The organism is Fictibacillus nanhaiensis (assembly GCF_023715445.1).
In the GTDB taxonomy this organism is placed as follows: domain Bacteria; phylum Bacillota; class Bacilli; order Bacillales; family Fictibacillaceae; genus Fictibacillus; species Fictibacillus nanhaiensis_D.
This window is the reverse complement of the sequence record NZ_JAMBOD010000001.1, coordinates 96,890-120,375: the sequence shown is the minus strand read 5'-3', so window position 1 is coordinate 120,375 and position 23,486 is coordinate 96,890. Positions and strand designations below refer to the sequence as shown.

The 23,486-nt window shown below is 38.0% G+C and carries 26 protein-coding genes and 1 other RNA gene; 6 read left to right on the top strand and 21 right to left on the bottom strand.

The genetic code is table 11. The features are described from left to right. Nucleotides 1–44: 44 nt before the first annotated feature. Complete coding sequence (locus tag M3196_RS00710; protein ID WP_251320349.1) at nt 45–617, bottom strand: cysteine hydrolase family protein; 573 nt, start codon at nt 615–617, stop codon at nt 45–47. Nucleotides 618–629: 12 nt separating this feature from the next. Continuing rightward, nucleotides 630–1,310, bottom strand: coding sequence for an MgtC/SapB family protein (locus M3196_RS00705; RefSeq protein WP_251320348.1), 681 nt, complete (start codon nt 1,308–1,310; stop codon nt 630–632). 216 nt (nt 1,311–1,526) lie between these two features. Here M3196_RS00705 and M3196_RS00700 point away from each other — a divergent pair, with 216 nt between their 5' ends. Continuing rightward, nucleotides 1,527–1,862: a DUF485 domain-containing protein gene (locus M3196_RS00700; RefSeq protein ID WP_251320347.1), complete on the top strand. Its 336-nt coding sequence runs from the start codon at nt 1,527–1,529 to the stop codon at nt 1,860–1,862. Continuing rightward, complete coding sequence (locus M3196_RS00695; protein ID WP_251320346.1) at nt 1,859–3,400, top strand: solute symporter family protein; 1,542 nt, start codon at nt 1,859–1,861, stop codon at nt 3,398–3,400. The genes M3196_RS00700 and M3196_RS00695 overlap by 4 nt, the downstream gene beginning before the upstream one ends. A gap of 17 nt (nt 3,401–3,417) precedes the next feature. Here M3196_RS00695 and M3196_RS00690 read toward each other — a convergent pair whose 3' ends face one another. The 4 genes from M3196_RS00690 to M3196_RS00675 all read right to left on the bottom strand — a co-directional run bounded on the left by M3196_RS00690 (nt 3,418) and on the right by M3196_RS00675 (nt 7,785). Continuing rightward, nucleotides 3,418–4,845: an amino acid permease gene (locus tag M3196_RS00690; protein WP_338082933.1), complete on the bottom strand. Its 1,428-nt coding sequence runs from the start codon at nt 4,843–4,845 to the stop codon at nt 3,418–3,420. A 103-nt stretch (nt 4,846–4,948) separates the two neighbouring features. Then, nucleotides 4,949–5,809 (bottom strand): CvfB family protein, encoded by an 861-nt coding sequence (locus M3196_RS00685; protein ID WP_251320345.1) that lies wholly within the window; start codon nt 5,807–5,809, stop codon nt 4,949–4,951. A gap of 80 nt (nt 5,810–5,889) precedes the next feature. Next, nucleotides 5,890–6,039 (bottom strand): YycC family protein, encoded by a 150-nt coding sequence (locus M3196_RS00680; RefSeq protein ID WP_251320344.1) that lies wholly within the window; start codon nt 6,037–6,039, stop codon nt 5,890–5,892. A 57-nt stretch (nt 6,040–6,096) separates the two neighbouring features. Continuing rightward, nucleotides 6,097–7,785, bottom strand: a complete 1,689-nt coding sequence (locus M3196_RS00675) for a formate--tetrahydrofolate ligase (RefSeq protein WP_251320343.1) — start codon at nt 7,783–7,785, stop codon at nt 6,097–6,099. 166 nt (nt 7,786–7,951) lie between these two features. On the opposite strand from M3196_RS00675, the gene M3196_RS00670 reads away from it, so the two are divergent. Further along, the gene (locus M3196_RS00670; RefSeq protein ID WP_251320342.1) at nt 7,952–8,281 is read left to right on the top strand and encodes a 2Fe-2S iron-sulfur cluster-binding protein; all 330 of its coding nucleotides are present in this window, start codon (nt 7,952–7,954) and stop codon (nt 8,279–8,281) included. A 171-nt stretch (nt 8,282–8,452) separates the two neighbouring features. Here M3196_RS00670 and M3196_RS00665 read toward each other — a convergent pair whose 3' ends face one another. From M3196_RS00665 to M3196_RS00655, 3 genes are read right to left on the bottom strand one after another with little or no spacing between them, the layout of a single operon-like run. Further along, complete coding sequence (locus tag M3196_RS00665) at nt 8,453–9,097, bottom strand: HD domain-containing protein (RefSeq protein ID WP_251320341.1); 645 nt, start codon at nt 9,095–9,097, stop codon at nt 8,453–8,455. 3 nt (nt 9,098–9,100) lie between these two features. Beyond that, the gene (locus M3196_RS00660) at nt 9,101–9,400 is read right to left on the bottom strand and encodes a DUF6123 family protein (protein WP_251320340.1); all 300 of its coding nucleotides are present in this window, start codon (nt 9,398–9,400) and stop codon (nt 9,101–9,103) included. Nucleotides 9,401–9,452: 52 nt separating this feature from the next. Then, complete coding sequence (locus M3196_RS00655) at nt 9,453–10,121, bottom strand: reverse transcriptase-like protein (protein ID WP_251320339.1); 669 nt, start codon at nt 10,119–10,121, stop codon at nt 9,453–9,455. Between the two features lie 73 nt (nt 10,122–10,194). On the opposite strand from M3196_RS00655, the gene M3196_RS00650 reads away from it, so the two are divergent. Both M3196_RS00650 and M3196_RS00645 read left to right on the top strand, forming a co-directional pair. Next, entirely contained in the window at nt 10,195–10,596 is a 402-nt protein-coding gene (locus M3196_RS00650) for a reverse transcriptase-like protein (RefSeq protein WP_251320338.1), read from the top strand. Beyond that, on the top strand, nt 10,593–11,522 hold the full coding sequence (locus M3196_RS00645; RefSeq protein WP_251320337.1) for a DMT family transporter: 930 nt from the start codon (nt 10,593–10,595) through the stop codon (nt 11,520–11,522). The genes M3196_RS00650 and M3196_RS00645 overlap by 4 nt, the downstream gene beginning before the upstream one ends. Here the strand turns inward: M3196_RS00645 and M3196_RS00640 are convergent. From M3196_RS00640 to M3196_RS00630, 3 genes are all read right to left on the bottom strand, one after another. Beyond that, nucleotides 11,519–12,406 carry a 5'-3' exonuclease gene (locus M3196_RS00640; RefSeq protein WP_276531188.1) on the bottom strand — a complete coding sequence of 296 codons (888 nt, stop codon included), beginning with the start codon at nt 12,404–12,406 and terminating at the stop codon, nt 11,519–11,521. The genes M3196_RS00645 and M3196_RS00640 overlap by 4 nt on opposite strands. A gap of 82 nt (nt 12,407–12,488) precedes the next feature. Beyond that, nucleotides 12,489–12,673, bottom strand: a non-coding RNA gene (gene ssrS / locus M3196_RS00635) — 6S RNA. A 29-nt stretch (nt 12,674–12,702) separates the two neighbouring features. Beyond that, nucleotides 12,703–12,843, bottom strand: coding sequence for a hypothetical protein (locus M3196_RS00630; RefSeq protein WP_251320336.1), 141 nt, complete (start codon nt 12,841–12,843; stop codon nt 12,703–12,705). 104 nt (nt 12,844–12,947) lie between these two features. Here M3196_RS00630 and M3196_RS00625 point away from each other — a divergent pair, with 104 nt between their 5' ends. Continuing rightward, on the top strand, nt 12,948–13,196 hold the full coding sequence (locus M3196_RS00625) for a DNA alkylation repair protein (protein ID WP_251320335.1): 249 nt from the start codon (nt 12,948–12,950) through the stop codon (nt 13,194–13,196). 33 nt (nt 13,197–13,229) lie between these two features. On the opposite strand, the gene M3196_RS00620 is transcribed toward M3196_RS00625, so the two are convergent. The 9 genes from M3196_RS00620 to ablA form a co-directional block, all read right to left on the bottom strand. Continuing rightward, the gene (locus M3196_RS00620; RefSeq protein ID WP_251320334.1) at nt 13,230–14,684 is read right to left on the bottom strand and encodes a hypothetical protein; all 1,455 of its coding nucleotides are present in this window, start codon (nt 14,682–14,684) and stop codon (nt 13,230–13,232) included. A 33-nt stretch (nt 14,685–14,717) separates the two neighbouring features. Next, a complete protein-coding gene (locus tag M3196_RS00615) occupies nt 14,718–16,160 on the bottom strand; it encodes a hypothetical protein (RefSeq protein ID WP_251320333.1) in 1,443 nt (480 codons plus the stop codon). 125 nt (nt 16,161–16,285) lie between these two features. Beyond that, nucleotides 16,286–17,593, bottom strand: coding sequence for a 4-aminobutyrate--2-oxoglutarate transaminase (gene gabT, locus M3196_RS00610; RefSeq protein WP_251320332.1), 1,308 nt, complete (start codon nt 17,591–17,593; stop codon nt 16,286–16,288). After that, nucleotides 17,590–18,852, bottom strand: coding sequence for a peptidase (locus tag M3196_RS00605; protein WP_251320331.1), 1,263 nt, complete (start codon nt 18,850–18,852; stop codon nt 17,590–17,592). Before M3196_RS00605 ends, gabT begins: the two co-directional genes overlap by 4 nt. Before the next feature lie 20 nt (nt 18,853–18,872). Continuing rightward, complete coding sequence (locus tag M3196_RS00600) at nt 18,873–19,535, bottom strand: 3-oxoacid CoA-transferase subunit B (RefSeq protein ID WP_251320330.1); 663 nt, start codon at nt 19,533–19,535, stop codon at nt 18,873–18,875. Beyond that, nucleotides 19,478–20,209: a CoA transferase subunit A gene (locus M3196_RS00595; RefSeq protein ID WP_251320329.1), complete on the bottom strand. Its 732-nt coding sequence runs from the start codon at nt 20,207–20,209 to the stop codon at nt 19,478–19,480. The genes M3196_RS00600 and M3196_RS00595 overlap by 58 nt, the downstream gene beginning before the upstream one ends. Before the next feature lie 14 nt (nt 20,210–20,223). Beyond that, the gene (locus M3196_RS00590) at nt 20,224–21,591 is read right to left on the bottom strand and encodes an aspartate aminotransferase family protein (protein ID WP_251320328.1); all 1,368 of its coding nucleotides are present in this window, start codon (nt 21,589–21,591) and stop codon (nt 20,224–20,226) included. Between the two features lie 75 nt (nt 21,592–21,666). Beyond that, nucleotides 21,667–21,939 (bottom strand): YokU family protein, encoded by a 273-nt coding sequence (locus M3196_RS00585; protein ID WP_251320327.1) that lies wholly within the window; start codon nt 21,937–21,939, stop codon nt 21,667–21,669. A 14-nt stretch (nt 21,940–21,953) separates the two neighbouring features. After that, on the bottom strand, nt 21,954–23,381 hold the full coding sequence (gene ablA / locus M3196_RS00580; RefSeq protein WP_251320326.1) for a lysine 2,3-aminomutase: 1,428 nt from the start codon (nt 23,379–23,381) through the stop codon (nt 21,954–21,956). Between the last annotated feature and the right edge of the window lie 105 nt (nt 23,382–23,486).

Here is a 23,486-nt window from a genome sequence, read left to right as displayed (position 1 = left end):
ATAAAAATTTGAGGAGATGCCCCGTTTTGAGACATCTCCTTCTTTTATACAAGACTATTGTTTTTACTGACAACTAATGCCCCTAGAGTATTCTTAAAATGTGACAGCGCCCATTCATGTCCCGGCTGACTGAAGCTTTGGACAGCATCCTCGTGGATCACGATTGAAAATCCTTTATTGTAAGCATCAACAGCAGTATGTAAGACACATATATCCGTGCATACTCCTGTCAGATGTACTTCTTGTATGTTTCTCTCTCTTAGCTTCATTTCAAGATTAGTTCCTGCAAAAGCACTGTATCTCGTTTTATCCAGCCATAGCATATTCCTTTCGGATTTAGCCATATTTTCAATATAGACATCCTTCAGCTTTCCAAATAGATCTCTCCCCTCGGTATTTCTGATATTATGAGGATGGAACAATTTGCTCTCTGGATGATAGGGATCATTTTCATCATGCACGTCAACTGCAAATACAACATAATCCTCATTATTAATAAATTCTTTAGTAATCGCAGAAATTCGTTCTTCTATCTCCTGACCTGGTTTTCCGCATGTTAGTTTACCTTCCTCCGCCACAAAATCATTTGTATAGTCAATAACAACTAAAGCCTTCATATAATCCTCCTATTAATCAAGTGTTTCAATTTCAACACTTCGTATCCCATGAATTTTTTTTACATCGTCATACAAGTCTGTTGTATACCTCTTCTCATAGATAGAAGCAGCCATTTCCATTTTTCGATTATCATTCTCCAGGTCCTTTATTCTTACATTGACGATTCTTACATTTAGTTCATTAATCTGTTTCATAACCTCACTCATATTTGTTTGTGGCTCTACGATCAGCTTTAATTTTACATCGATTTGCCTTAATGCTTTCGGTCCAATCCACTTCATAACTAATGGTATTAATTCTACACTGATTAAAATTAATAATGCACCAGCGGCCGCCTCTTTATAAAACCCTGCACCTGCTGCAATTCCTAAACCTGAAGCTCCCCAAATCATTGCTGCCGTAGTTAAGCCGGAAATTACATCATTGCTCCTTCTTAATATGACGCCTGCACCAAGAAAACCGATACCACTCACGATTTGAGCTGCAAGACGCATAGGATCCATAACGGTTTGTCCTGATACGGTAGAGAATTGTTCTGCTGACTCAATACTTACAATTGTGAGCAAACAACTGCTTATTGAGATGACAAGGCTGGTTTTTAGTCCGACTGGCTTGTTTTTTAATTCGCGTTCAATACCGATAATTAATCCGAAAAATGCGGAAATTCCTAGTTTCACTAAGACAACACTCATGATGTATGCACCTCTTCTCTGTTTTTGCCCTTATTTAATAATACGCAAACTACATCATATATTCCTTCTAAACAATAAGTAAGTTGTTTGATTGAAATGAAAAAGGAATTAAGTTTATAATAAGTAATGCTACAAATATCTGAAAATAAAAATTATTCAGAAAGGGGGCCGGCGGATTAATCGTTCTACCCTATATGAATAAAGGAGGAAGTTCTTTTGTTACCTAAAAAACAGCAAAATTATGAGCAACCAAGGTATAGTGAAGTTGTGCAATCCGCTTATTTTAAACAGCTAATGGAAGAGAAAAAACGTTTTATCTTGCCTATGACCTTGTTTTTTTTACTGTTTTATTTCAGTCTTCCCATCCTTACCGCGTACACCGATGTATTGAACAACAAGGCTATCGGTGATATTTCGTGGGCATGGATCTTTGCCTTTGCCCAATTTATTATGACTTGGGCACTATGTATGATCTATACCAAAAGAGCAAAACGATTTGATGAACTTGCAGAAAAAGTTATTAATGAAATGGACAAGGAGGTTTCCTCATGAATGGCACAGCATTTTCCTTGTTTTTAGCAATCGTCGCCCTCACCCTTGTTATTACATATTTTGCTTCGAAAAAGACGAAAACAACTAGTGATTTTTATACTGCCGATGGCGGTCTGACTGGAATGCAAAATGGACTGGCCATTGCTGGTGATTACATGTCTGCCGCTTCATTCTTAGGTATTGCCGGATCTATTGCATTGGCTGGTTTTGATGGTTTCTTTTATAGTATTGGTTTTCTTGTAGCTTATCTAGTTGTGTTGTACTTAGTTGCCGAACCGCTTAGAAATTTAGGAAAATATACGATGGCAGATATGATCGCTGCTAGATTTAATGATAAAAAAGTCCGGGGTGTTGCCGCATTAAATACCATGGCTATTTCCACGTTTTACATGGTTGCACAGCTTGTAGGTGCAGGTGCCCTTATAAAATTACTGCTTGGAATTGATTACATCTATTCGGTTTTAATCGTTGGAGTGCTTATGACGGTTTATGTTGTTTTTGGAGGTATGACAGCTACCTCATGGGTTCAGATTGTAAAAGCAGTACTTTTAATGATTGGGACATTTATCATTTCTGTTATGGTATTCGCGAAGTTTGGGTTCAGTTTTACAGAAATGTTCAGTCAGGTCAAAGCCGCTACTCCGTTAGGTGAATCATTCTTAAATCCAGGTAATAAGTTTAAAGATCCGCTTGATACCATTTCTTTAAACTTAGCACTCGTTTTAGGAACTGCTGGTCTTCCGCATATCTTAATCCGTTTCTTCACTGTTAAAGATGCACCAACCGCAAGAAAGTCTGTGGTATATGCGACGTGGTTAATTGGTGCATTTTACATTATGACAATCTTTTTAGGTTTCGGTGCCGCAGCTTTTGTTGGTCAAGATAACATTGTAGCTGCAAATGCCGCTGGTAATATGGCAGCACCTCTTCTGGCTCAGGTTTTAGGTGGAGAATTCTTATTCGCATTCGTTTCTGCTGTTGCATTCGCTACAATCCTTGCTGTAGTTGCCGGTCTTGTTTTATCAGCCGCATCAGCTTTTGCCCATGATTTTTATACACACATCGTTAGAAAAGGAAATGCTACAGAAAAGGAACAGATGAAAGCAGCGAAATGGGCATCAGTAGGTGTTGCGATATTATCCATCATTTTAGCTTTATTCGCACAAAAATTAAACGTTGCCTTTTTAGTATCTCTTGCATTCGCAGTCGCGGCCAGCGCAAATCTGCCAATCATCCTATTAACGATTTTTTGGAAGCGTTTTAACACGGCAGGTGCTGTATCAGGAATGCTGGTTGGGTTATTAAGTTCTCTTATTCTTGTAGCACTGTCACCAAGTGTGTGGTCTCCAGTTGAGGGTGCTGCCATTTTAACCGGAGAAGCTATCTTTCCTCTAGCAAATCCTGGGATTATTTCAATTCCTCTTGGTTTCTTAGGTGCTATTTTAGGAACGATATTTTCTAAACCATCTGATGCAGACAAGTTTAATGAAATATTAGTAAAAGCTAACACAGGATCTGGTCTGCGTAAAGGTGCATAATGATATGAAAAAACCGGCTATTCATCAGCCGGTTTTTCTCTTGTAGTTGTATCCGCTTTTTTCGGAACGAGCGGATAGAACAAAATGCCTGACGCAAGAAGTATAACCCCAAATAAGAATGTTTTGATATCTGCCGTACCTGCATATATGACCCAGATTGAATAAACAGCTGCAAGTCCGGCAATGATGCCGTCCGTTGTTCTTTTGCTGCTTGCTTCTTCATACGTCTCCCCTTTTATAACAATCTTCAGTTGATAGAGGGATGCGACGATATATGGTACTAAAAAGGCAAGAGTCGCTATGAAAATCATAAAATCAAAAGCTTGAGCCATCGATTGTGAAACGACAGAGAATAAAAAGAGTTGTGTACATAAGTTAGTAACCCATAAAGAAAAAACAGGAGCTCCTTTTTTATTTTCCTTTAAAAAAGCCGGAATAAACATCCTTTGCTGTGCAGCCTGGAAAGGCACCTCAGCGGAAAGAAGAACCCAGCCAATTGTCGCTCCTATTAAAGAGATAACTCCCAACAATGCCATAATCATGCTGCCTGAAGGGCCAATCGCAACCATCAAAGCATCCACCAGCGGTTTTTGCGATAAAACCAGCTCATTTTGCGGTAAAGCTCCCATTACTAAAAGAGTAATACTTAAATAAAGCGCGAGTGCAATTAATAGACCTAATATCGTTGCTTTTTTAACATCACTTTTCTTCTTGGCCCGGGTCGAAAATACAACCGCAGATTCCACTCCGACAAAAGCCCAGAGAGTTGCAATGGCTGCATTATTGATCTGGCTTAAGAACCCACTTGCCACTCCGCCTTCCCCTTCGACCGGTTCATAAAAAGGAACAAGATTACTGCTTTGAAAGGCGTACAAACAAGCTAGAAGAAATAATAAAAATCCTAAAACTTTTGCTGCTGTTGCAACAAAATTTACCTTTCCAGCCCCTTCGATTCCATTCAAAATTAAATAATGAACACCCCAAAGCAAAACGGTACAAACAATAAAAGTGATTACACCGCCAGTTGTTACGGTTGTTCCAACTATTGTAAACCATGCATTTGAGCTTGTCATCACTGGGAAAAAAGTAGATAAATAACTTGCGAACGTCGTTATAATGGCAACATTACCAGACCAGTTTGCCACCCAATACCCCCAGCTTACAAGATATCCGCTTAACAATGAGGATTGGCTATTTTCGTTAAATAATGCTTTCGCATAGTTTTGAGGACCGCCATTAAGCTCCGGTTTTCTTAATGATAAATTTCCAAAAACCAAAGCAGTCATAAGTACACCGAGACCAGTTATTACCCACGCGGATATTACACCTGCGGGACTAGCTACTTCAGCTAAAGATCTTGGAAGCATAAATATTCCGGATCCTACCATATTACCAACTACGAGTGCGGTTAAGACCCAAAAACCTAAATTTCTATTCAATGGAATACCACCTTTCAGTCAGTAATTATTTTATCCCATGAACGAAACGTCAATCCAAGGTAATTTCAAATTAGAAAAGGATGTCCCATAAGAGACATCCTTTTTGAAATTAAATCTGAAGATAGGTTTTTCCATTTTCCTGTATAATTTTTTCTTCTTTCATGAGCTTTCCAAGCGCCCGCTTAAATGATGCTTTACTCATCTGAAATGTTTCTTTTATTTCCTCTGGAGATGATTTATCAGTCAAAGGCATCTGGCCTTTATTCTCACGTAAATATTGATAGATCCGTTCTGAATCTTCAACATAAGCAACTTCTTTTCTAGCTTTCATAGATAAATTAATTCTTCCATCTTCCCTGACGAATGCAACCCTTGCTCCTAATTTTTGACCAAGACGTGGCTTGACCTTTAATTCGTCGTTATGAATAAACCCTATATGCTGTTCTTCAGTAAAAACCAGTGCACCAGATTCATTTATCTTGTAAACATAACCAGACGTCTGCTTGTTAAAAGCTTCTTCAGTTGCGGTTTCTGCTTGTTCAACCATCTCTTCTTCTGTAGCTAAGTCAGCAAAGAGACGTCCTTTCTTATCAAGCTTCATCCCTGAATATAATTTATCGCCAATATGCGGCCACTCATCCCATGAATCAGGAAGATCATCTTTTGATAAAAGAAGATCCTTTTTGATTCCGATATGCAAAAATACACCTAACTTATGATTTACACCTGCAACTTCAAGCCAGGCTAGTGAATCAAGTCTTACTTTAGGAATCGTCTCAGTAGCAGCCAGTCTTCCTTCATGATCTTGATACAGGAAAACCTCTGCACTGTCTCCTTCTGCGTATTTGCCTTTCGCTTCTGCTTTGTGCAATAGTACTTCTTTCCCATCTTCAAGATCTAACACATAGCCCAGATCTGAATCTCTTTTAACTTTTAAAGTGTACACTAAACCAGGTTTTTTTGAATCCATATTTTCATTCCTTTTCTGTATAAATCAATTAAGAAAAAAAGAAAAACCTACATAGTAGGTTTTCGCCTTCTTGTTCTTATTTATTCATCTTTATTTTCTTTCTTTGCTTCAAGCTCCATGAGTTTTTTGACTAGAATATGCTGTGGCATGTGCATTAGCTGCTCAAGCGGTACATTTAATTCTTTTGCTAATTTAACTGCAGTTTCAGCAGATAATTGTAATGGTTTCATATGTTTTCCTCCAACATAAAGTATAACAGATGAAAATCCGATCTAAACATTTGCTGTTTAGAAAAGACCTACTGCTTTACCGTCTTCTGAAACATCCATGTTATTGGCAGCAGGTACTTTCGGGAGTCCAGGCATCGTCATCACGTCACCTGTAAGTGCAACAATAAAACCAGCTCCAATAGAAGGTTTTAATTCGCGTATCGTTATTGTAAAGTTTTCGGGGCGGCCCAGTTTTTTAGGGTCATCAGAAAACGAATATTGTGTTTTTGCCATACAAATAGGAAGGTTGTCCCATCCGAACTCAGTAAATTGTTTCATTTGCTTTAATGCTTTAGGTGAAAACTGTACTTCGCCAGCTCCGTATACATTTTTGCAGATGGTTTCAATTTTTTCTGAAATCGATAAGTCTAGTTCATATAATGGTTTGTACTCATTTTTCTCGTTCTCTATAGCCTCTAATACTCTGTTTGCCAGCCCTTCTCCGCCTTCTCCGCCTTTAGCCCAAACATCTGCTTCTTCAGCAGCAACACCTTTTTTGCTGCACCAATCTTTAATAAAGGCGATTTCTTCTTCAGTGTCTGTAACGAATTTATTGATCGCTACAACTACTGGTACTCCAAAATGCTTTAAGGTTTCCAAGTGTTTCTCAAGGTTAGGCATTCCTTTTCCAAGTGCAGCTACATCTGGTGTTTTGAGATATTCTTTTGCCAATCCACCATGCATCTTAAGTGCTCGAACTGTTGCAACGATTACAACTGCACTTGGAGTAATTCCTGCGTATCTTGCTTTAATGTCCAAAAACTTTTCAGCACCTAAATCAGCTCCGAACCCAGCTTCTGTTACTACCATCTCACCTAGTTTAGACGCAAGTTTAGTAGCGATTACACTGTTGCAGCCATGTGCAATATTGGCAAAAGGACCGCCATGAACAAGTGCAGGTGTATTTTCAAGTGTTTGAACAATATTAGGACGGATTGCATCTTTTAAGAGCAGGGTCAATGCACCTTGGGCATTTAAATCCCCAGCTGTTATTGGTTCGTTATCATAATCAAAAGCAACTACCATTTTTGATAATCGATGCTTTAAATCTTCAAGGTCATTTGCTAAACAGAAGATTGCCATGATTTCTGATGCAACAGTAATGTCAAATCCATCTTCACGCGGTACGCCTTGTACAGGTCCGCCTAAACCGATAACAATCTTTCTCAGCGCACGGTCATTCATATCCAGGGCACGTTTCCAAACAATACGGCGAGGATCGATATTTAATGCGTTTCCTTGATGAATATGATTATCAATAAGTGCAGCTAAAGCATTATTAGCTGTCGTTATTGCATGCAGATCCCCTGTGAAATGAAGGTTAATGTCCTCCATAGGCATTATTTGAGAGTATCCTCCTCCGGCTGCCCCTCCTTTAATTCCCATGCTAGGTCCTAATGAAGGTTCACGTAAAGCGATAATCGTTTTCTTTCCAACACGATTAAGTGCTTGACCAAGTCCGACAGTAACGGTAGATTTGCCTTCTCCGGCTGGTGTTGGACTTATAGCTGTAACTAAGACTACTTTTCCTTCTTCTATATTTTGCAGCTTTTGAAATAAATCTAATGATAGTTTTCCTTTATATCTTCCGTAAGGTTCCCAATCATCCTCATCAATTCCCAGTTGTCCTACAATCTCTTCAATTCGCAGCATTTTAGCTGATTGGGCAATCTCGATATCACTTTTAAACGTAACCTTTTCTAGCATGCTGATTTAACCCTCCAAATGTAAAATTGTCTCCACTCTCTATTGTATATGAAAGAAGTATGTGATGCGATTAGTTTTTCTATTACAACTTGTACCCGTTTATTTTACTTATGTATAGGTTAACGTATAATAAGAATGGAAAGATATTCTAAGAGGAGGCAGCTTAATGGCGAAAATTGATGTGCAAGGATTTGGAACGTATAACATTGAGAACGGAAAAAAACTCGTATTAGCACTTGAAGACAACGGTATTGATATTCTTCACCGCTGTGGAGGAAAAGCGAGATGCACAACTTGCCGTGTTGAAGTTTTATCAGGAGATTTAGGACCTATTGGAGATAAGGAAGCAAATATTATTGAAACAAAAGGTTTATCAGGGAACGTAAGACTATCATGCCAAATCTGTGTTAGCTCTGATGCATCTATTAAACCGGTTCTTACAGTCAGTTCAGAAGGATTAGATGCTGGTCCGCGGCCAACTGATGAATGTGAATAAAAAAAGGGGCCGATAGCGGGCCCTTTTTTCTATGTAAGTCCTTTGTGGTAAATTTTTGTGGAATTATGTTCATTTTTCGTGGGATTAACTGAGATTCATGAGATTAAACCCCATGGAGGTATTCCTTAAAAAGTCTCCCGCACCGAAACTTTGTTATTTTTTTTGTGAATATTATTTTTCCCCTTCCCACTCACTAAAAAACTGATCTAAAAAGCTCTCTAAGAATGCATGACGTTCATCCGCAAGCTTTTTTGCATAGGAAGTATTCATTGTATCTTTTAATTTTAATAATTTTTCATAAAAGTGGTTTATTGCAGTACTCTTTTCATTTCGGTACTCATCTTTTGTCATTTTTTCTCGAACAGGGATTTCAGGGTCATACATCAATTGCCCTTTTGCCCCAGAATAGGCAAAAGTTCTACCAATTCCGATAGCACCAATAGCATCCAGACGGTCGGCGTCTTGAACGACCTTCCCTTCTAGCGAATTCATACCAGACTGAATTCCGCCCTTGAATGACATAGTACTTATAATGTTAAGAATATGTGTTATGTATTCATTTTCAACGGATAAAGACTCCAACCATTGCTTTACTTCTTGAACCCCTTTTTCTTCAGATCCAGCTATTTTTTCATCTGCAATATCATGCAGCAATGCCGCCATTACACAAATGAAATAATCAGCACCTTCTTGCTCGGCGATACTTTCCGCCAGCTTTTTTACACGATAGATATGGTACCAGTCATGACCGCTGCTATCGTTTTTTAATTTTTCTTTTACAAATTCCTCTGTTTTATCTATCATTAATTGGCTCATCTATTACCCCGCTGTATAAGAGTGACTGTTTTCTCTGATTGATTGAAGACGATCAAGTAAATCATATGCACGTTTCTTAGAACGGACATTTTCTTTTACAAAAGACTCAAGCAAAGCAATAAAATAACTTCCATCAAATGATAACTGTTTGATCAGCGTTACTTCTAAAGCAATTTTAACCTGAGATTCTGTTGCCTCCGTATAATGTTTTCCAAAATCAATGAAATGAAGATCCCCATCAGAAAGGCGGAATCCTTTAGAAGCTAACAATGCAACGTAATCTTCTAAAATACTTTCTTCCATTTTATCTTCAACCCCAAAATCAAAAGATTCTAGTAAATTGTACCAGTTATAATCAGAAATTATCAACGACTTCTTTTTTGGCTTTGATTATTTTTCCATTTAACGCCTGATTAACGAGATGGTCTGCTTCTTTGTTTTCATTCCTGCCGATCCATTCGTAAACAGGTTCAATCTGAAGCTTCTTAAAAAGTGTTTCGATTTTGTCTCCCCAGTTCTGGAGGTTTGATTCATAACAAGGCCATTCACCCTTCATTTGTTCAATGACAACTTTAGAATCACCATGGAATACTACTTGCTCATAGTGGACCCCGAGCTCCTCCAGTTCTTTTGCTGCAATCCATAATGCTGCATATTCCGCTTCGTTATTGGATTCGATGTTTGTAAAACTGGCATTTTTCTTAAGCCGGTATTTTAAGCCGTTTTGTGAAAAGAAAATAATGACCCCTTGCCCGCTTGAACCAGATTCAGATTTGAACCCTCCGTCAAAATAAACACTGATCTCTTTAGGTTCTTCCTTTTTTACTTCCGTAAGCTTTAACAATTCTTTTTTATTCCATGTTACACCCTTGCTGTCTATAAAGGTTAACTCAAAGATCCTTCCTGTTTTTTCAAGATCATTTGCAGTAAAAAGAGCTTCATTTAATGAAACAGGATCGGAAACAAAACGAATTTTCAATTGTGATTTTGGATGTTTGTACATATATTCTATGGAGAAGTTCATAGCAATCTCCTTTTTGTTTTATTTAAAGTGCATTATAATACGAATATAAAATTATATAGAGGAGAGTCTCCAATTGATTGAAGTCTACATAGACGGTGCTAGTGCGGGTGACCCCGGCTTATCAGGTGCAGGAGTATATGTGAAAGTCGGTGACGGTACAACACACTCTTATCGTTTCCCAATAGGTAGCATGTCTAACCATGAAGCAGAGTTTCATGCTCTAATTCATGGACTCGAACTATGTATTGAAAACAACTGGCGAATCGTTTCTTTTCGAACAGATTCACAGGCCGTAGAAAGTGCTGTTGATAAAAGATACGCCAAAGATAAAAGGTATACTTCTATGTTAGAAAAAGCTTTATCTTTAGCGGATCAGCTCGATCTATTCTTTATAAAGTGGATACCATCAAAACAAAATAAAGCTGCGGATGAACTAGCAAGGCAAGCCATCCAGTTGAATCGAGGTCTAAAATGATAAAAAAACCATGGTTTGCTGATTTTAATTTAGTGCTCGTTGCATTTGTCTGGGGAACAACGTTTGTTATCGTTCAAAAAGCCATAGCTTTCCTTGAACCTTATTCCTTTAATACCATACGTTTTTCCTTAGCCGCAGTTATATTATTATTCATCATCTACTTTTTTAAGCGTACATCGTTCAATGGCTTTAAAAATAAAAATCTGTTAAAAAGCGGTTCAATCCTCGGATTTTGGCTGTTCTTAGGGTATGGATTCCAAACCGTAGGACTTTTGTATACCACTTCTTCTAAAGCAGGATTTATTACAGGGCTAAGTGTTGTCCTTGTACCTCTCTTAAGTTTTATGTTCTTAAAACAAAAACTTAACTGGCAGATCGGATTAAGTTCATTCATTGCTGTAATCGGTCTTTACCTGCTGACCATTCATAATAGCTTTTCATTGAATATCGGTGATGGTTATGTACTGCTCTGTGCATTTTCATTTGCATTGCATATTGTTTTTACTGGCAAATTCGCTAAATCATTCGATGCATTGTGTCTGACCGTTGTACAGCTTATTACCGTTTCATTGTTAAGCTTTATCACAGCGCTTTTTACGGAAAATTGGAAAGAGATATTCGCCGCAAATATGGTTTTTAAGCCTGAAGTGATTACTGCACTACTAATCACCTCATTATTTGCAACTGCATTGGCTTTTTTAGCTCAAACTTATTTCCAATCCTTCACAACACCTGCAAGGGTAGCCTTAATATTTGCTATGGAGCCTGTATTTGCTGCTATCACTGCATTCATTGTACAAGGTGAAATACTAGGGACTAAAGCGCTGACTGGTTGTATTTTGATTTTGTTCGGAATGATTTTATCAGAGATAAAATACAGTGATCTGTTATTTAAACGTAAACAAAAAGAGTGGGATGTTCGTTAACCCACTCTTATTTGTATTTCCAGATCCATTAGAGCTTCTCTCACTGATTCTTTATTAAGAATATATCTGCATTCTTCTAGATCTCTTTCGATAAGATCAGGCACATCAGTAAAAATCGTGCACAGGTCTTTACTTAGTACAGCCATCTCTCTTCCTGCTTCAAGCTTCTTTAAATAACGCTTAAATTTAGGGTCAAGATTTTCAAAGTTCTCATATATCTGTTCAACTGCTCCATATTGCTGTATCAAAGGCAAGGCGGCTTTATCACCAACTCCAGCCACACCTGGTATATTATCACTTTTATCACCTAATAGAGCTTTTACATCAATCCATTGAGCAGGTGTAATTCCATACTCTTCTTGAAAATGATTTAACGTATATTTTAACTCGTCGCGCTTTACAGAAATCAACTGTGACGTTTTTTCGCATAAAAGCTGTAAAAGATCCCGATCATTGCTGTAAATAATACATTCCCCGTCTCTTTCAATACGCCATCGGTTTACCAATGTTCCGATGATGTCATCTGCTTCATATCTAGGGATTGTCAGCTGGGTAATGCCAATCGTATTAAAAAGTTCAACAAGTGTTTCATATTGTTGAATCAATGGTTCGGGCAACTCGTTCCTTGTTCCTTTATAATCAGCAAATTTTTCACGTCTAAGGGTTTCATCACGCTTCACATCCCATGCAACGGCAAGATGGGTAGGCTCATGTTCTCTTACAAGCATTAATAATTTTTGTATCGTTACACGGATAGCATTTGTAAACTGTCCTTTTGAGTTCCTTGGCAAGTCATGCATCTCCTTGCCATATGCTGTAGCAAAATAACATCTGCTAAGCAGGTTGAAACCATCGATCAAAAGTAATACTTCTTTCTTCTCCATTCCAATATCCCCCGGTACTAAATGTTATGTTATGAAAAAAGCGCATTTTACAGTGATGTAAAATGCGCTTGTTGTCGGTTTAAGTAAATCCGCTCTGCCGTGACTTTATATGCCTTTGGAACCTGATCTCTCAGGTGGGTATCCGCAGCTGCCGTTACAGCCTTCCAAGTCGAACGCAAGGCTTGACTGCCTGACAGATCATGTTGGATTCCCGTTATTAGCACATAGGTTAAAGACATGGAAAAGCCACTAACATCGCAGATTTTTATTATACTCTGTTTTGATTTAGAAGTAAATTACTTTGTTTTTTTGCCGTGATGCATTTTTTGAACTTCCAACTCAGCATAAGAAGCAAATTCTGTTTGGTTTTCTGCTCCATTTTCTTTTACATTGTTGTTTCGCTGTGCATTTGCATTACCTTTTTTCTGTCTGCCCATGTTTTATCCCTCCTTGTACTTACTATGGCTAAATCTTAAAAAAATAAAACTTACATAATTTTTCCTTAACTGGTTAGCCTATTTACAAAAAGGGAGGTCTAATCATGGCAAATCCTTATCTATGCCCCAATTGTAAAACAAACCGAACACGTTTCAATGTGATTGAGCAGCACCCTGTTGCTGTTAAACTCGATCCTTCAACAGGTGATGTTGTCCAGCAATATGAAGATGATCAGCTGGATATGTTCCATCTTCCTTACAAAGGTTCCGAAAGATTGATTCAATGCGGGGCTTGCGGAATTGTGGGCGAAGAAGAGATGTACATTAAACGTGCTCAAAGCAATCCAAGATAGTAAAAGTAAAAAGACTGCCATACCTAGGCAGTCTTACTTGTTTGATTTATCTTTCAGTGCAGGAGAGTTTAATGGAACAGTTACTGATTTAGTTAATGGTTCAATTTTGGTTAAGTGTGAAAGAGTGATAGTAAGGTCATCTTTTGGTAAACCATTATAAAAATAAATTAAGAAAGAAGATTTCTCATCTTGATATATTTGAGTAATATCATAGTCTTCCAGCTGATTACCTGAAGAATCCTTAACAGAGACAAGGTTTCTCACATATCTGTCATCATCATGCCCATGACTGAAATGATAACCTGGCCTAGGATAAAAAAAGAAATGCTCTAAGTTATCCTGTTTTTGAGGAATTTCCATTGAAAATTTGATTCCACCTTGATTGTTTGCTTCGTCCCATTCCAATCCTTCATAAACTACTTGTAAATCCTTATCATTTACGATCGTTTCATTCTTTTTTAAATCTGCTGTTTGATTTGCTGAGTACTTTTCCAAGTCAGCTCTTGAAACAGAAAAAGAGTAAGCTTTATTTGTACGATGTACGGAATGGGTCAGTGTAAAATTACCATCAATTGATTCTTCTGTATTTAATAGCTCATACAGTAAGCCGTCAGTTTGTAAATAATGACCTAACTCGGTATTTCCCGTTATTTCGTACTCAAATGGTTTGTTGATATTGTTATTTATTTTCAGATCACCAATAAATGATATCAAATCTTTGTCAATGTCGTTATCTAACATAATTCTAGACCCGATCTTAAAGAATTCCAGAGTTTTTAGTCGAATATCTTCCCCATTATTCAATTTTAATGTTTGATTTATCGGGCTTGATGCAATAGCTTTTGGAATACCAGACATTTGTGCAGGATCAACTTGGAAAATAATGGGTTTAAGATTCGAAACACCTTTTTTTGATTGAATAGATATATCACTAAATTCATAGCGGGTACTGGTCATTAACTCTTCCCAATCTTCCTGCTTATAAGTATTATTATTAAAATTAGGATGAACCATTATTGATCGATATAAGCGGTGTTTATACACATAGCTTTTTGCTGCTGTTTCGCCTGGATATAATTCAGCTACGCCTTCAAATGGTTTGTTTTGTTCTGATGTTAACCTGATTCGATCCACTTCCAGCTTCGGAATATCTCCTTCATCCTTATCTCTTTCCTTAAGATCCACACTATATAGAACGTAAAACTGATATCCATAATTCCATGTCTTTTCTATCCTTAATGTGCGTTGTTCACTGGATAGAGGAATGGAGACTGGGCTGTCTTTAAATAATTTAAAATGGTCTACGAACCTTAATTCACTATACTTCATTTTTTCCAGATCCATTAACTCTTCCCAGCTATCTAACACATGAAAGTTTTCTGTATTTACTTTCCATGCGGGTTCTGCACTCTTTTCGTATTGTGTGTAAATTACAAAGCCAATTAATAAAACAGCTCCAATAATCATTTTTCCCCATATGCTGTTCAAACCAATTTCCCCTTTGCGAGTAAATTCAACTGATTATTTTTTTAATGGAGGTACAGTATATTTAATGGTTACAGGTGAGGACAAAGGCTTTGAATGCACCAAGTCAGACAAGGTAATCGTTAGATTTTCTTCCGGAATTGGTATAGGGTTAATGGCACCATCATTAATATCTTCTTTGTAAAAATGAATATAATACGTTGTTTTTGATTCTGTTTCGTCGATTAACATATCAAAGTTGCCAAGTTTTTCATTCTTTTCATTCATTATCGTGACAAGATTTTTTTGGAAGCTGCGTTTGTATTCTTCTGGAATATCATTTCCTCCATAATAACTTTCAGGAACAAATCGAAGTATATTCGGGCTATCCCCGGCAGTTAGAACACTAACCTTTATTGTCGGTCCTCCATTATATTTTGATAGACCTTCATAGATGATTTTAACGCTGTTTTGATTAAAAACTTCCTCACTTTTTATGAAGGGCTGATTGGGATTCTTGTTGAAATGACTAATAACTTCTTTTGAAATTGTAAAAGCGTATGATTGATCACTTTTATGAATAGAGTTATTGAATGTGATGGATTTTTCCTCATTTTCATTTTGAGCTAAATCTCCATAGAACGGAAGGTAATACCCTTGTGATTCTGTACCTATGATGTCCCATGTAAATGGCATGTTTTGATCGTTCATATAACCAGAAAACGCAACAAGGTCTTTATCGTTATTCGGAATATCAAGAGAAAAACGTTGATCGTACAGCAATACGTCATAGGAATTAATTTCTACTTTTTTGTTATTTGCGTATGTGAATTGTTTATTTATTGAGGAAGACTCTAGTACCTTTAAATATAAATTTTCCGAAGAAATTTTAAATGCCATATTTTTAATGGGTTTGACACCATTCTTATCAGACATTTCAACTTCTTGTAATTCAATTCTGTTCGTCTTTGTCAAAAGGTCCCAATCCATTTGATCATTATTGATGATCTTAGGTACAACCATTATAGATCGATAGAGCCTGTGTTTGTATACGAAACCTTCGTCTCTTGTTCCTGGGATACCTGTGTTTTCACTTGCAGAAAAAACTGCTTCATTCCCGTCTTTAGCAGAGAGCTTCATTTTCTTTATGGTAAGACGCGGGATGTCCCTTTCATCCTTGTCGCGTTCTTTAAGATCGACGCTGTAAAAAACGTATAAACGTCCTTGCATGTTCCAGATCTTTTCGAATTTTAAAGTACGAAGCTCATCATTCAATTGAACTGTTTTGTTTGCTTTTTGAAGTAATCCATATTTATCAACAAGTTGTAATTCCTCAAATTTCGAGTACTCTCTATTCATTCCTTCTTGCAGAGTCTTTACAACCGTAAATTCTTTGTCATCTACCTTCCAAACAGGTTCTGCATTTTTTTCATATTGTGTGTAAAAAACAAAGCCTGAAAAAAGCAAAGTTCCGATAATCACTTTTTTCCAATTATTCAAGATTTCAACCCCTCGTTTCTTTCACTCCCTTATCAAATAATACCATAATATTTTGAATATTTATGAAGTAATCCTATTTTTTGGAATTAAAAAACCTTGCTAAAATCAGCAAGGTCAATCATTTCTTACATGGATACTGTTTCACTAATATGATTCAATTGTGCCTCCATAATGCTAAGTCCTTTTTGAAGTTGTTCTTCTGATATAACAAGGGGAGAAAGTATTCGAATTACATTGCTATAAAGACCAGCACCCATAATGGCGACACCGTTAAGATTGCAAAGAGCTATGATTTTTTTCGCTTTATCTGCATCAGGTGTTTTAGTCGTTTTATCCTTAACGATTTCGAGCGCACACATTGCTCCGATACCGCGAACATCACCGATAAATTCATATTGTTCTTTCCATTTATTAAAGGTATTGAGTATGGTTTCCCCAATTTTATTCGCTTTAGATAACAGCTGTTCTTCTTCAATCATAGCGATTACTTCTAAAGCAGCTACACATCCTAGAGGACTTCCGCCATATGTTCCGCCAATCTCTCCTGGTGCAGGAGCATCCATGATTTCAGCTCTTCCTGTCACCGCTGAGATAGGAAGCCCTGCAGCAATCGCTTTCGACATTGTCATTAAATCAGGTATTACATCAAAATGCTCCATTGCGAACATTTTGCCTGTTCGACCGAACCCAGTTTGTATTTCATCTGCTATTAATAAAATATTGTATTTATCACAAATCTGTCTGAGACCTTTTATAAATGTTTTTGAAGGGACTACAAAACCACCTTCACCTTGTACTGGCTCAAAAATAATAGCTGCAATTTCTTCAGGAGGAACTTCACCTAAAAAGAAGTCTTCAAATTTGTTTAAAATGGCTGCATCCGTTTCTTCTGTATTACGGTCATCTCTATAATAATAAGGATATGGCATCTTATAGGTCTCAGGAGCAAAAGGTCCGAACTCAAACTTGTATGGTTTTACTTTGCTTGTAAGTGACATGGCAAGAAGTGTTCTTCCGTGAAAGCCGCGTTCAAATGAAATAATTGCTTTTCTTCCAGTAAATTTACGGGCTATTTTAACGGCATTTTCAACCGCTTCAGCCCCGCTGTTTAAGAAGAATGTTTTTTTATGATGAGTCCCTGGTGTGATTTCATTTAATTTTTCAGCGAGCTTGATATACGGTTCATACATCATGACATGAAAACAAGGATGGATGTATTTATCGACTTGATTCTTTAAAGCTTCTACGACTCTTGGCGGACAATGTCCTACATTTAGCGTTCCGATTGCTCCGGCAAAATCAATATATTCGTTACCGTCGACATCCGTCATTGTACTGCCCTCTGCATGATCCAGAAAATTCAATACAGTATTAAAAGGTCCTCGAGGTACATTCAATTCTTTTCTTTTTAACAAATCATCAGATTTCTTCATTCGTTTCTCCCCCCGCACCAGTCATAAATGGTTAAAGCAATGATTTCTGCAGTTTCTATAATCTTAGAAATCTCAATATACTCATTTGGATAGTGAGCTACAGCAGTTACACCCGGACCAAAAACAATAGAAGGTGTATTTCCTGCTAGTGATAGAAGCCCTCCATCCGTCCCCCAAGGTGAAGCTTCTATAACAGGCTTTTGTTTTTTAACATGTTCAAAGTTTTTGATGAGGGAGCTCATAAGTGGATGATCGGTTTCAATAGATCCCGGCAGCCATTGAGCGCCAAACCATTCTACTGCAACAGGATGCTCTAACAACCAAGAATCCTGAATACTAGAAAGATAGTCTTCTAACTCCTTTTTCACATCTTCTAATGTTTCATTCGGAGCAACACCAATTCTACCTTCAACTTGAACTGTATCAGGAACTGATGACGGCCAATTGCCTCCTGATATTTTTCCTACATTAATAGGTACCGGAATCGGTATATCCCTATATAGTGGGTCAGTAATATTTTTGTTCCGTTTTGTTTCTAGTTCTTTGATCGCCTCCAGTACAATAGCTGTTTTATCAATAGCACTGACCCCTTCATAACGAGTACCGCCATGTGCTGCCTTACCTTTTACCGTAAGTTTAAACCACATGGATCCTTGTTGAGCCGGGAATATTTTCATATTTGTCGGTTCCGGTATTATGGCTGCATCTGCAGTGTACCCTCTAAGTACAGCAGCAAGTGTACCTGCCCCTCCGCTCTCTTCTTCTATTACACTATGAAAAAACAAATCTCCATCTAAAACCGTTCCTGTTTCTTTTAACGCTTGAATAGCAAGGAGAAGCGAAAGATTTCCGCCTTTCATATCGGTAGACCCGCGCCCATATAGTTTTCCATCGATGATCTTCCCGCTATAGGGATGGTCATCCCATTGTTTCAGATCCCCCTCTGGCACGACATCAATATGACCATTAAGTACAAGAGAACGCCCGTTTCCTCTGCCACGCCATATGCCTACAACATTTGGACTGCTGCTGAAATCAGTTCGGCTGGCACAAAAGTAAGGATGGTTTGCAAGCTCTTCTCCATCTGGATACCACATATCCACTTCTAATCCCATTTCTTCAAGCTTTTTGGCTATCAACTGTTGAACGCCTGTTTCGTTTCCTGTAGTACTGGCTTCTTGTACCGTTTTCTGTAAAAAATGTATTGCACTTTCTTGTTCTTTTAATAGCCAATTTGAGATTTTTTCTTTAAGAAGCATAACTGACCTCCTTTTCACACTTATTGAAATACAGAGACTTTCTCATCAACAATAACTGCAGCACCAGTCGTTCTTAAAACGTCATCTACTGAATATGGATTCATTATTTCTCTTAAAAACAATTGGCCATTTACACACTGAAAAACCGCTTTTTCGGTAATGATCATATGCGCCCCTTCTTTTACGGTTAAAGGAAGAGAACAGTTTTTTACTATCTTTGGATTTCCAAACTTATCGGTATGATTCATAAGAATGACGACTTTTTTGGCTTTTTGTGCAAGATCAATGGCACCACCCATTCCGGGTACACGCTTACCAGGAACAATCCAGTTTGCGATATCACCTTTCTCACTGACTTCAAGTGCTCCTAATATTGTGAAATCAAGGAGTCCTTTGCGGATAATTCCGAATGCTGTAGCACTGTCAAAGTAAGATGCACCTGGATGTATTGTAACCGGGTAACCACCTGCATTAGATAAGTTACCGTCTTCTTCTCCCTGTGCGGGTGAGCCGCCCATTCCTAATATTCCATTTTCAGTATGAAGCATTATATGTAGATCTTTGGGGATATAATCTGCAACAAGTGTTGGAATTCCGATACCCAGATTTACAGTCATTCCATCTTTTATTTCGAGTGCTGCCCTTCTGGCGATTCTGTGCCTCGTTTCAATTCCCAAACCCATTTCCAGTCCACCCCTTTACTTTGAATGATGAAGTCAACAAATACTCCTGGAGTAACGATTTCTTCGGGATTCAATGAACCAGTTGGCACAATCTCTTCTACCTCAGCAATCGTAATTTGCCCGGCAGTGGCCACTAAGGGATTTGTGTTCCGGGCACTTTTGTCATAAATAAGGTTTCCATACCGATCTGCTCTTTTTGCATAAACAATTGAAACATCTGCGGTTAAAGCTGTCTCGATCATATATTCTTTACTGTTAACAAGTACTTTTTCTTTATTTGCTTCAACAACTGTACCCAGACCTACATCTACTAAAATACCGCCGAGTCCCATTCCACCTGCTCTGATTTTTTCTGCTAGTGTTCCTTGAGGGACAAATTCTACTTCCAAAAATCCTTCCTGCATTTGCTTTCCCGCCTCAGGATTTGAACCAATATGTGATGCAATCAGCTTTTTTACCCGCTTTTCAGTTATCAGTTTGCCAGGTCCGATCCACGGAAACCCAGTATCGTTGCTAATGAGAAAAATATCTTGAATATTCTTTTCTAAAATAAGATTAACTAAAGAAGGAGGAGCACCTACCCCTCCAAATCCACCGACCATAAGTGACATTCCGTTAAAAAAATATTGAGATGCACTCTCTAAGGAAATTTCTTTATTCACCTTTTGTGCCATCTCCCACACCTCTTTCAGCTCGTGGCTTCTGTAATATAAACACCTTCAGAAATTAATTCATTTGTTAATTGACTAATTGACTGGTCAAGCATATCTATGATGTCATTGATCTGTTCCTTTGTTACCGTTAATGGCGGAGAAACAAGAATAGCATCTCCAGAGAAACCAGTTACCCCACCGACCGCTGGGTATACAAGCAAACCTTTTTCAAAACAGATTGAAATCAATCGTTCAGTAATTTTATTAGTAAGCTCAAAAGGTTCTCTTGTCATCGGATCTTTAACAAACTCAAGTCCGCATAACAGTCCTTTTCCCCTTACATCACCAATCAATGAATATTTCCATTGTAGACGCTGCAAGTGGTTTTGCAGATAATCTCCCATTAGAGCTGCATTTTCCTGCAGGTTGTTTTTCTCCATATAATGCAATACAGCAAGACAGGCTGCTGCTGACTGAGGATTAGCGCTAAATGTATGGCCGCTCATCACAATTTTGCTTCCAGATTCAATGGCAATCATAATTCTGTCTGAAACAAGGGTCGCTGCCATAGGTGTATACCCTGCACTCATCCCTTTTCCGAGCGCAATGATGTCAGGAATGACTCCCCAGTGTTCCATCGCAAACATTTTTCCGGTTCTTCCCATTCCAGTCATTACTTCATCAGCAATCATTAATATGTCATACTTATCGCAGATCGCTCTAATTTTTGAGTAATACTCCTTAGGGGGAACAATGGCTCCTCCTGAAGCGCCAATAACAGGTTCAACGATAAAAGCAGCTATCTGCTCTGCACCAATTGCCTGAACGATGTTTTCGAGTTCATCTGCACATCTGACACCGCATCCGGGATACGTATCTTTTAATGGACATTGATAGCAATAGGGTGCCGGTGCAACAGGGAAATCTTCCAGGAGTGTTGTGAATCGCTGTCTTCTGAGCTGATGCCCTGACATGGATAAAGCTCCGAGTGTTATACCGTGATAGCTGGTCCATCTTGATAAGACTTTTGTTTTCGTGAAAATTCCTTTTTCCTGAAAGTATTGAACCGCAATCTTTAATGCTGTTTCGGTCGCTTCAGAACCACTATTAACGAAGAAAACTGAATTCAAATCTCCTGGTGCACATTCAGCAAGTTTTTCAGCAAGCAGTTCTGCAGCATCACTGGTAAACTGTGACCTGTAAACGAAAGATACGTGTTTTGCCTGATTCCACATGGCCTCGGCGATTTCATCCACACCATGCCCAATATTTGCTGTTATAGCGCCTGATGATCCATCAATATACTGCTTTCCTTCCTTGTCATAAAGATAGATTCCTTTACCATGACTGATAACAGGGTAATCGTTTCCTAGAACCGGTTTAATGAGATGTGATTTTCTCATAAAAAAGGCTCCTTCCTCGTGAGGTTGAAAAGGAAATGCCAATGTGTAAAAGACATTTCCTTCCTCTATGTGATGTTAAAGCTTAAAATAATTCTTCTTTAAAAATCTTGGAATATTCATGAGATCCGAATAAGATATTGAAGAGTCCATTTTCTTTGTATCAATAAGCATGAGCTGATCTTCAATTTCATCAACAACTTGGTCTTCTTGGTACTCTATGCCGCATGAAGAGCAGGATACAGAAGGGATCACAGTTATTTCGACTGCTCTTGAGCCATCTGGAAGTTCCCAATATCCAGTACGCGCTGTCTGTTCGGCATTATTATTTTCACACCATAAACACTTCATGTTGTCCTCCATTCTTATGCATTCTTTTGTTCTTCAGACGGCAAAGAAACTCCTGCGTTTTTTTCTTGTTCGAATTTAAATTTTTTCTCTTTCAATACGTCCCGTTTATCCCGTTTATCTTTTAATGAACTATGTTCAGGATTTGCCCCATAATCTTCTCTTCTTTCTAATCGCTTAAGTCCTTGTGGAACCAGGTTGAACGCTTCATCACGCATAAGTGCGGATACACCAATCGCAGGTTTGATGTGATTCGTTCCCATTACTTCATTAAAATAAGCATCTGCTCTTCCAGCTTGATAATTTTGTGGTTCAGGATAGGATGTTATAACACCTTCAAAATTTCTCAGAACGACTTTTTCAGGAGATTGAGAGATTAAATAATTCGGCTGAACAGCAATTTTCCCTCCGCCTCCAGGAGCATCAACCACGAATGTTGGTACAGCATATCCCGATGTATGCCCTCGAAGTCCTTCTATAATTTCAAGACCTTTTGATACAGGTGCGCGGAAATGCCCAATTCCCTCTGATAGATCACACTGATAGATGTAATAAGGCCGGACTCTTATTTTTACAAGGTCATGCATTAACTTCTTCATGATCGGTACACTGTCATTGATTCCTGCTAGAATTACAGATTGGTTGCCTACAGGAACCCCGGCGTTAGCCAGCATTTCGCAAGCTCTTTTTGATTCTTCTGTAATCTCTAAAGATGTATTAAAATGCGTGTTCAGCCAGACTGGATGATATTTTTTCAGGATATTGCATAGATTTTCAGTAATTCTTTGCGGGAACACGACTGGCGCTCTTGTTCCGATCCTGATAATTTCCAGATGCGGAATTTCTCTTAGGTTCTTTAGAATATATTCCAAAATATTGTCATTGATTAATAATCCGTCACCACCAGAGATTAAGCAGTCTCTAACTTGCGGATTATTTCTGATATAATTTATTGCGGCATCAAGCTGTTTTTTAGGAACACCCATCCCTATTTGTCCTGAAAATCTTCTTCTCGTACAATAACGGCAGTACATGGAACATTGATTTGTAACTAAAAACAGAACACGATCAGGATAGCGATGCGTAAGTCCAGGTACTGGTGAATCCTCATCTTCATGCAGAGGATCTTCTAAATCATATTTCGTCTTTAAGATTTCTTTTCCAATAGGTACAGATTGCATGCGAATCGGACATCTGGAATCGTCTTGATCCATTAGCCATGCATAATAAGGAGTAATGTTTAAAGGAATTGTCATAGTAGAAATTTTTACTCCCTCTTCTTCCTCAGGTGTCATGTTAATGACTTTTCTTAGATCGTTTAAATTTCTGATTGTGTTGGTCAGCTGCCATAGCCAATCATTCCATTGCTCTTCAGTCACATCTTTCCAAAGTTCGTACTCTTTCCAATGTTTCTTAGGTTTAAATAATCCATTTACAACCGGCATTTAAATGACCTCCTTTATTTCTACACCTCAAACTTAATGCAAGATCCGTGCCAATTTATCTGAAGTTTCCGAATACTAATAAATATGGTATAGTTTATGCATCTT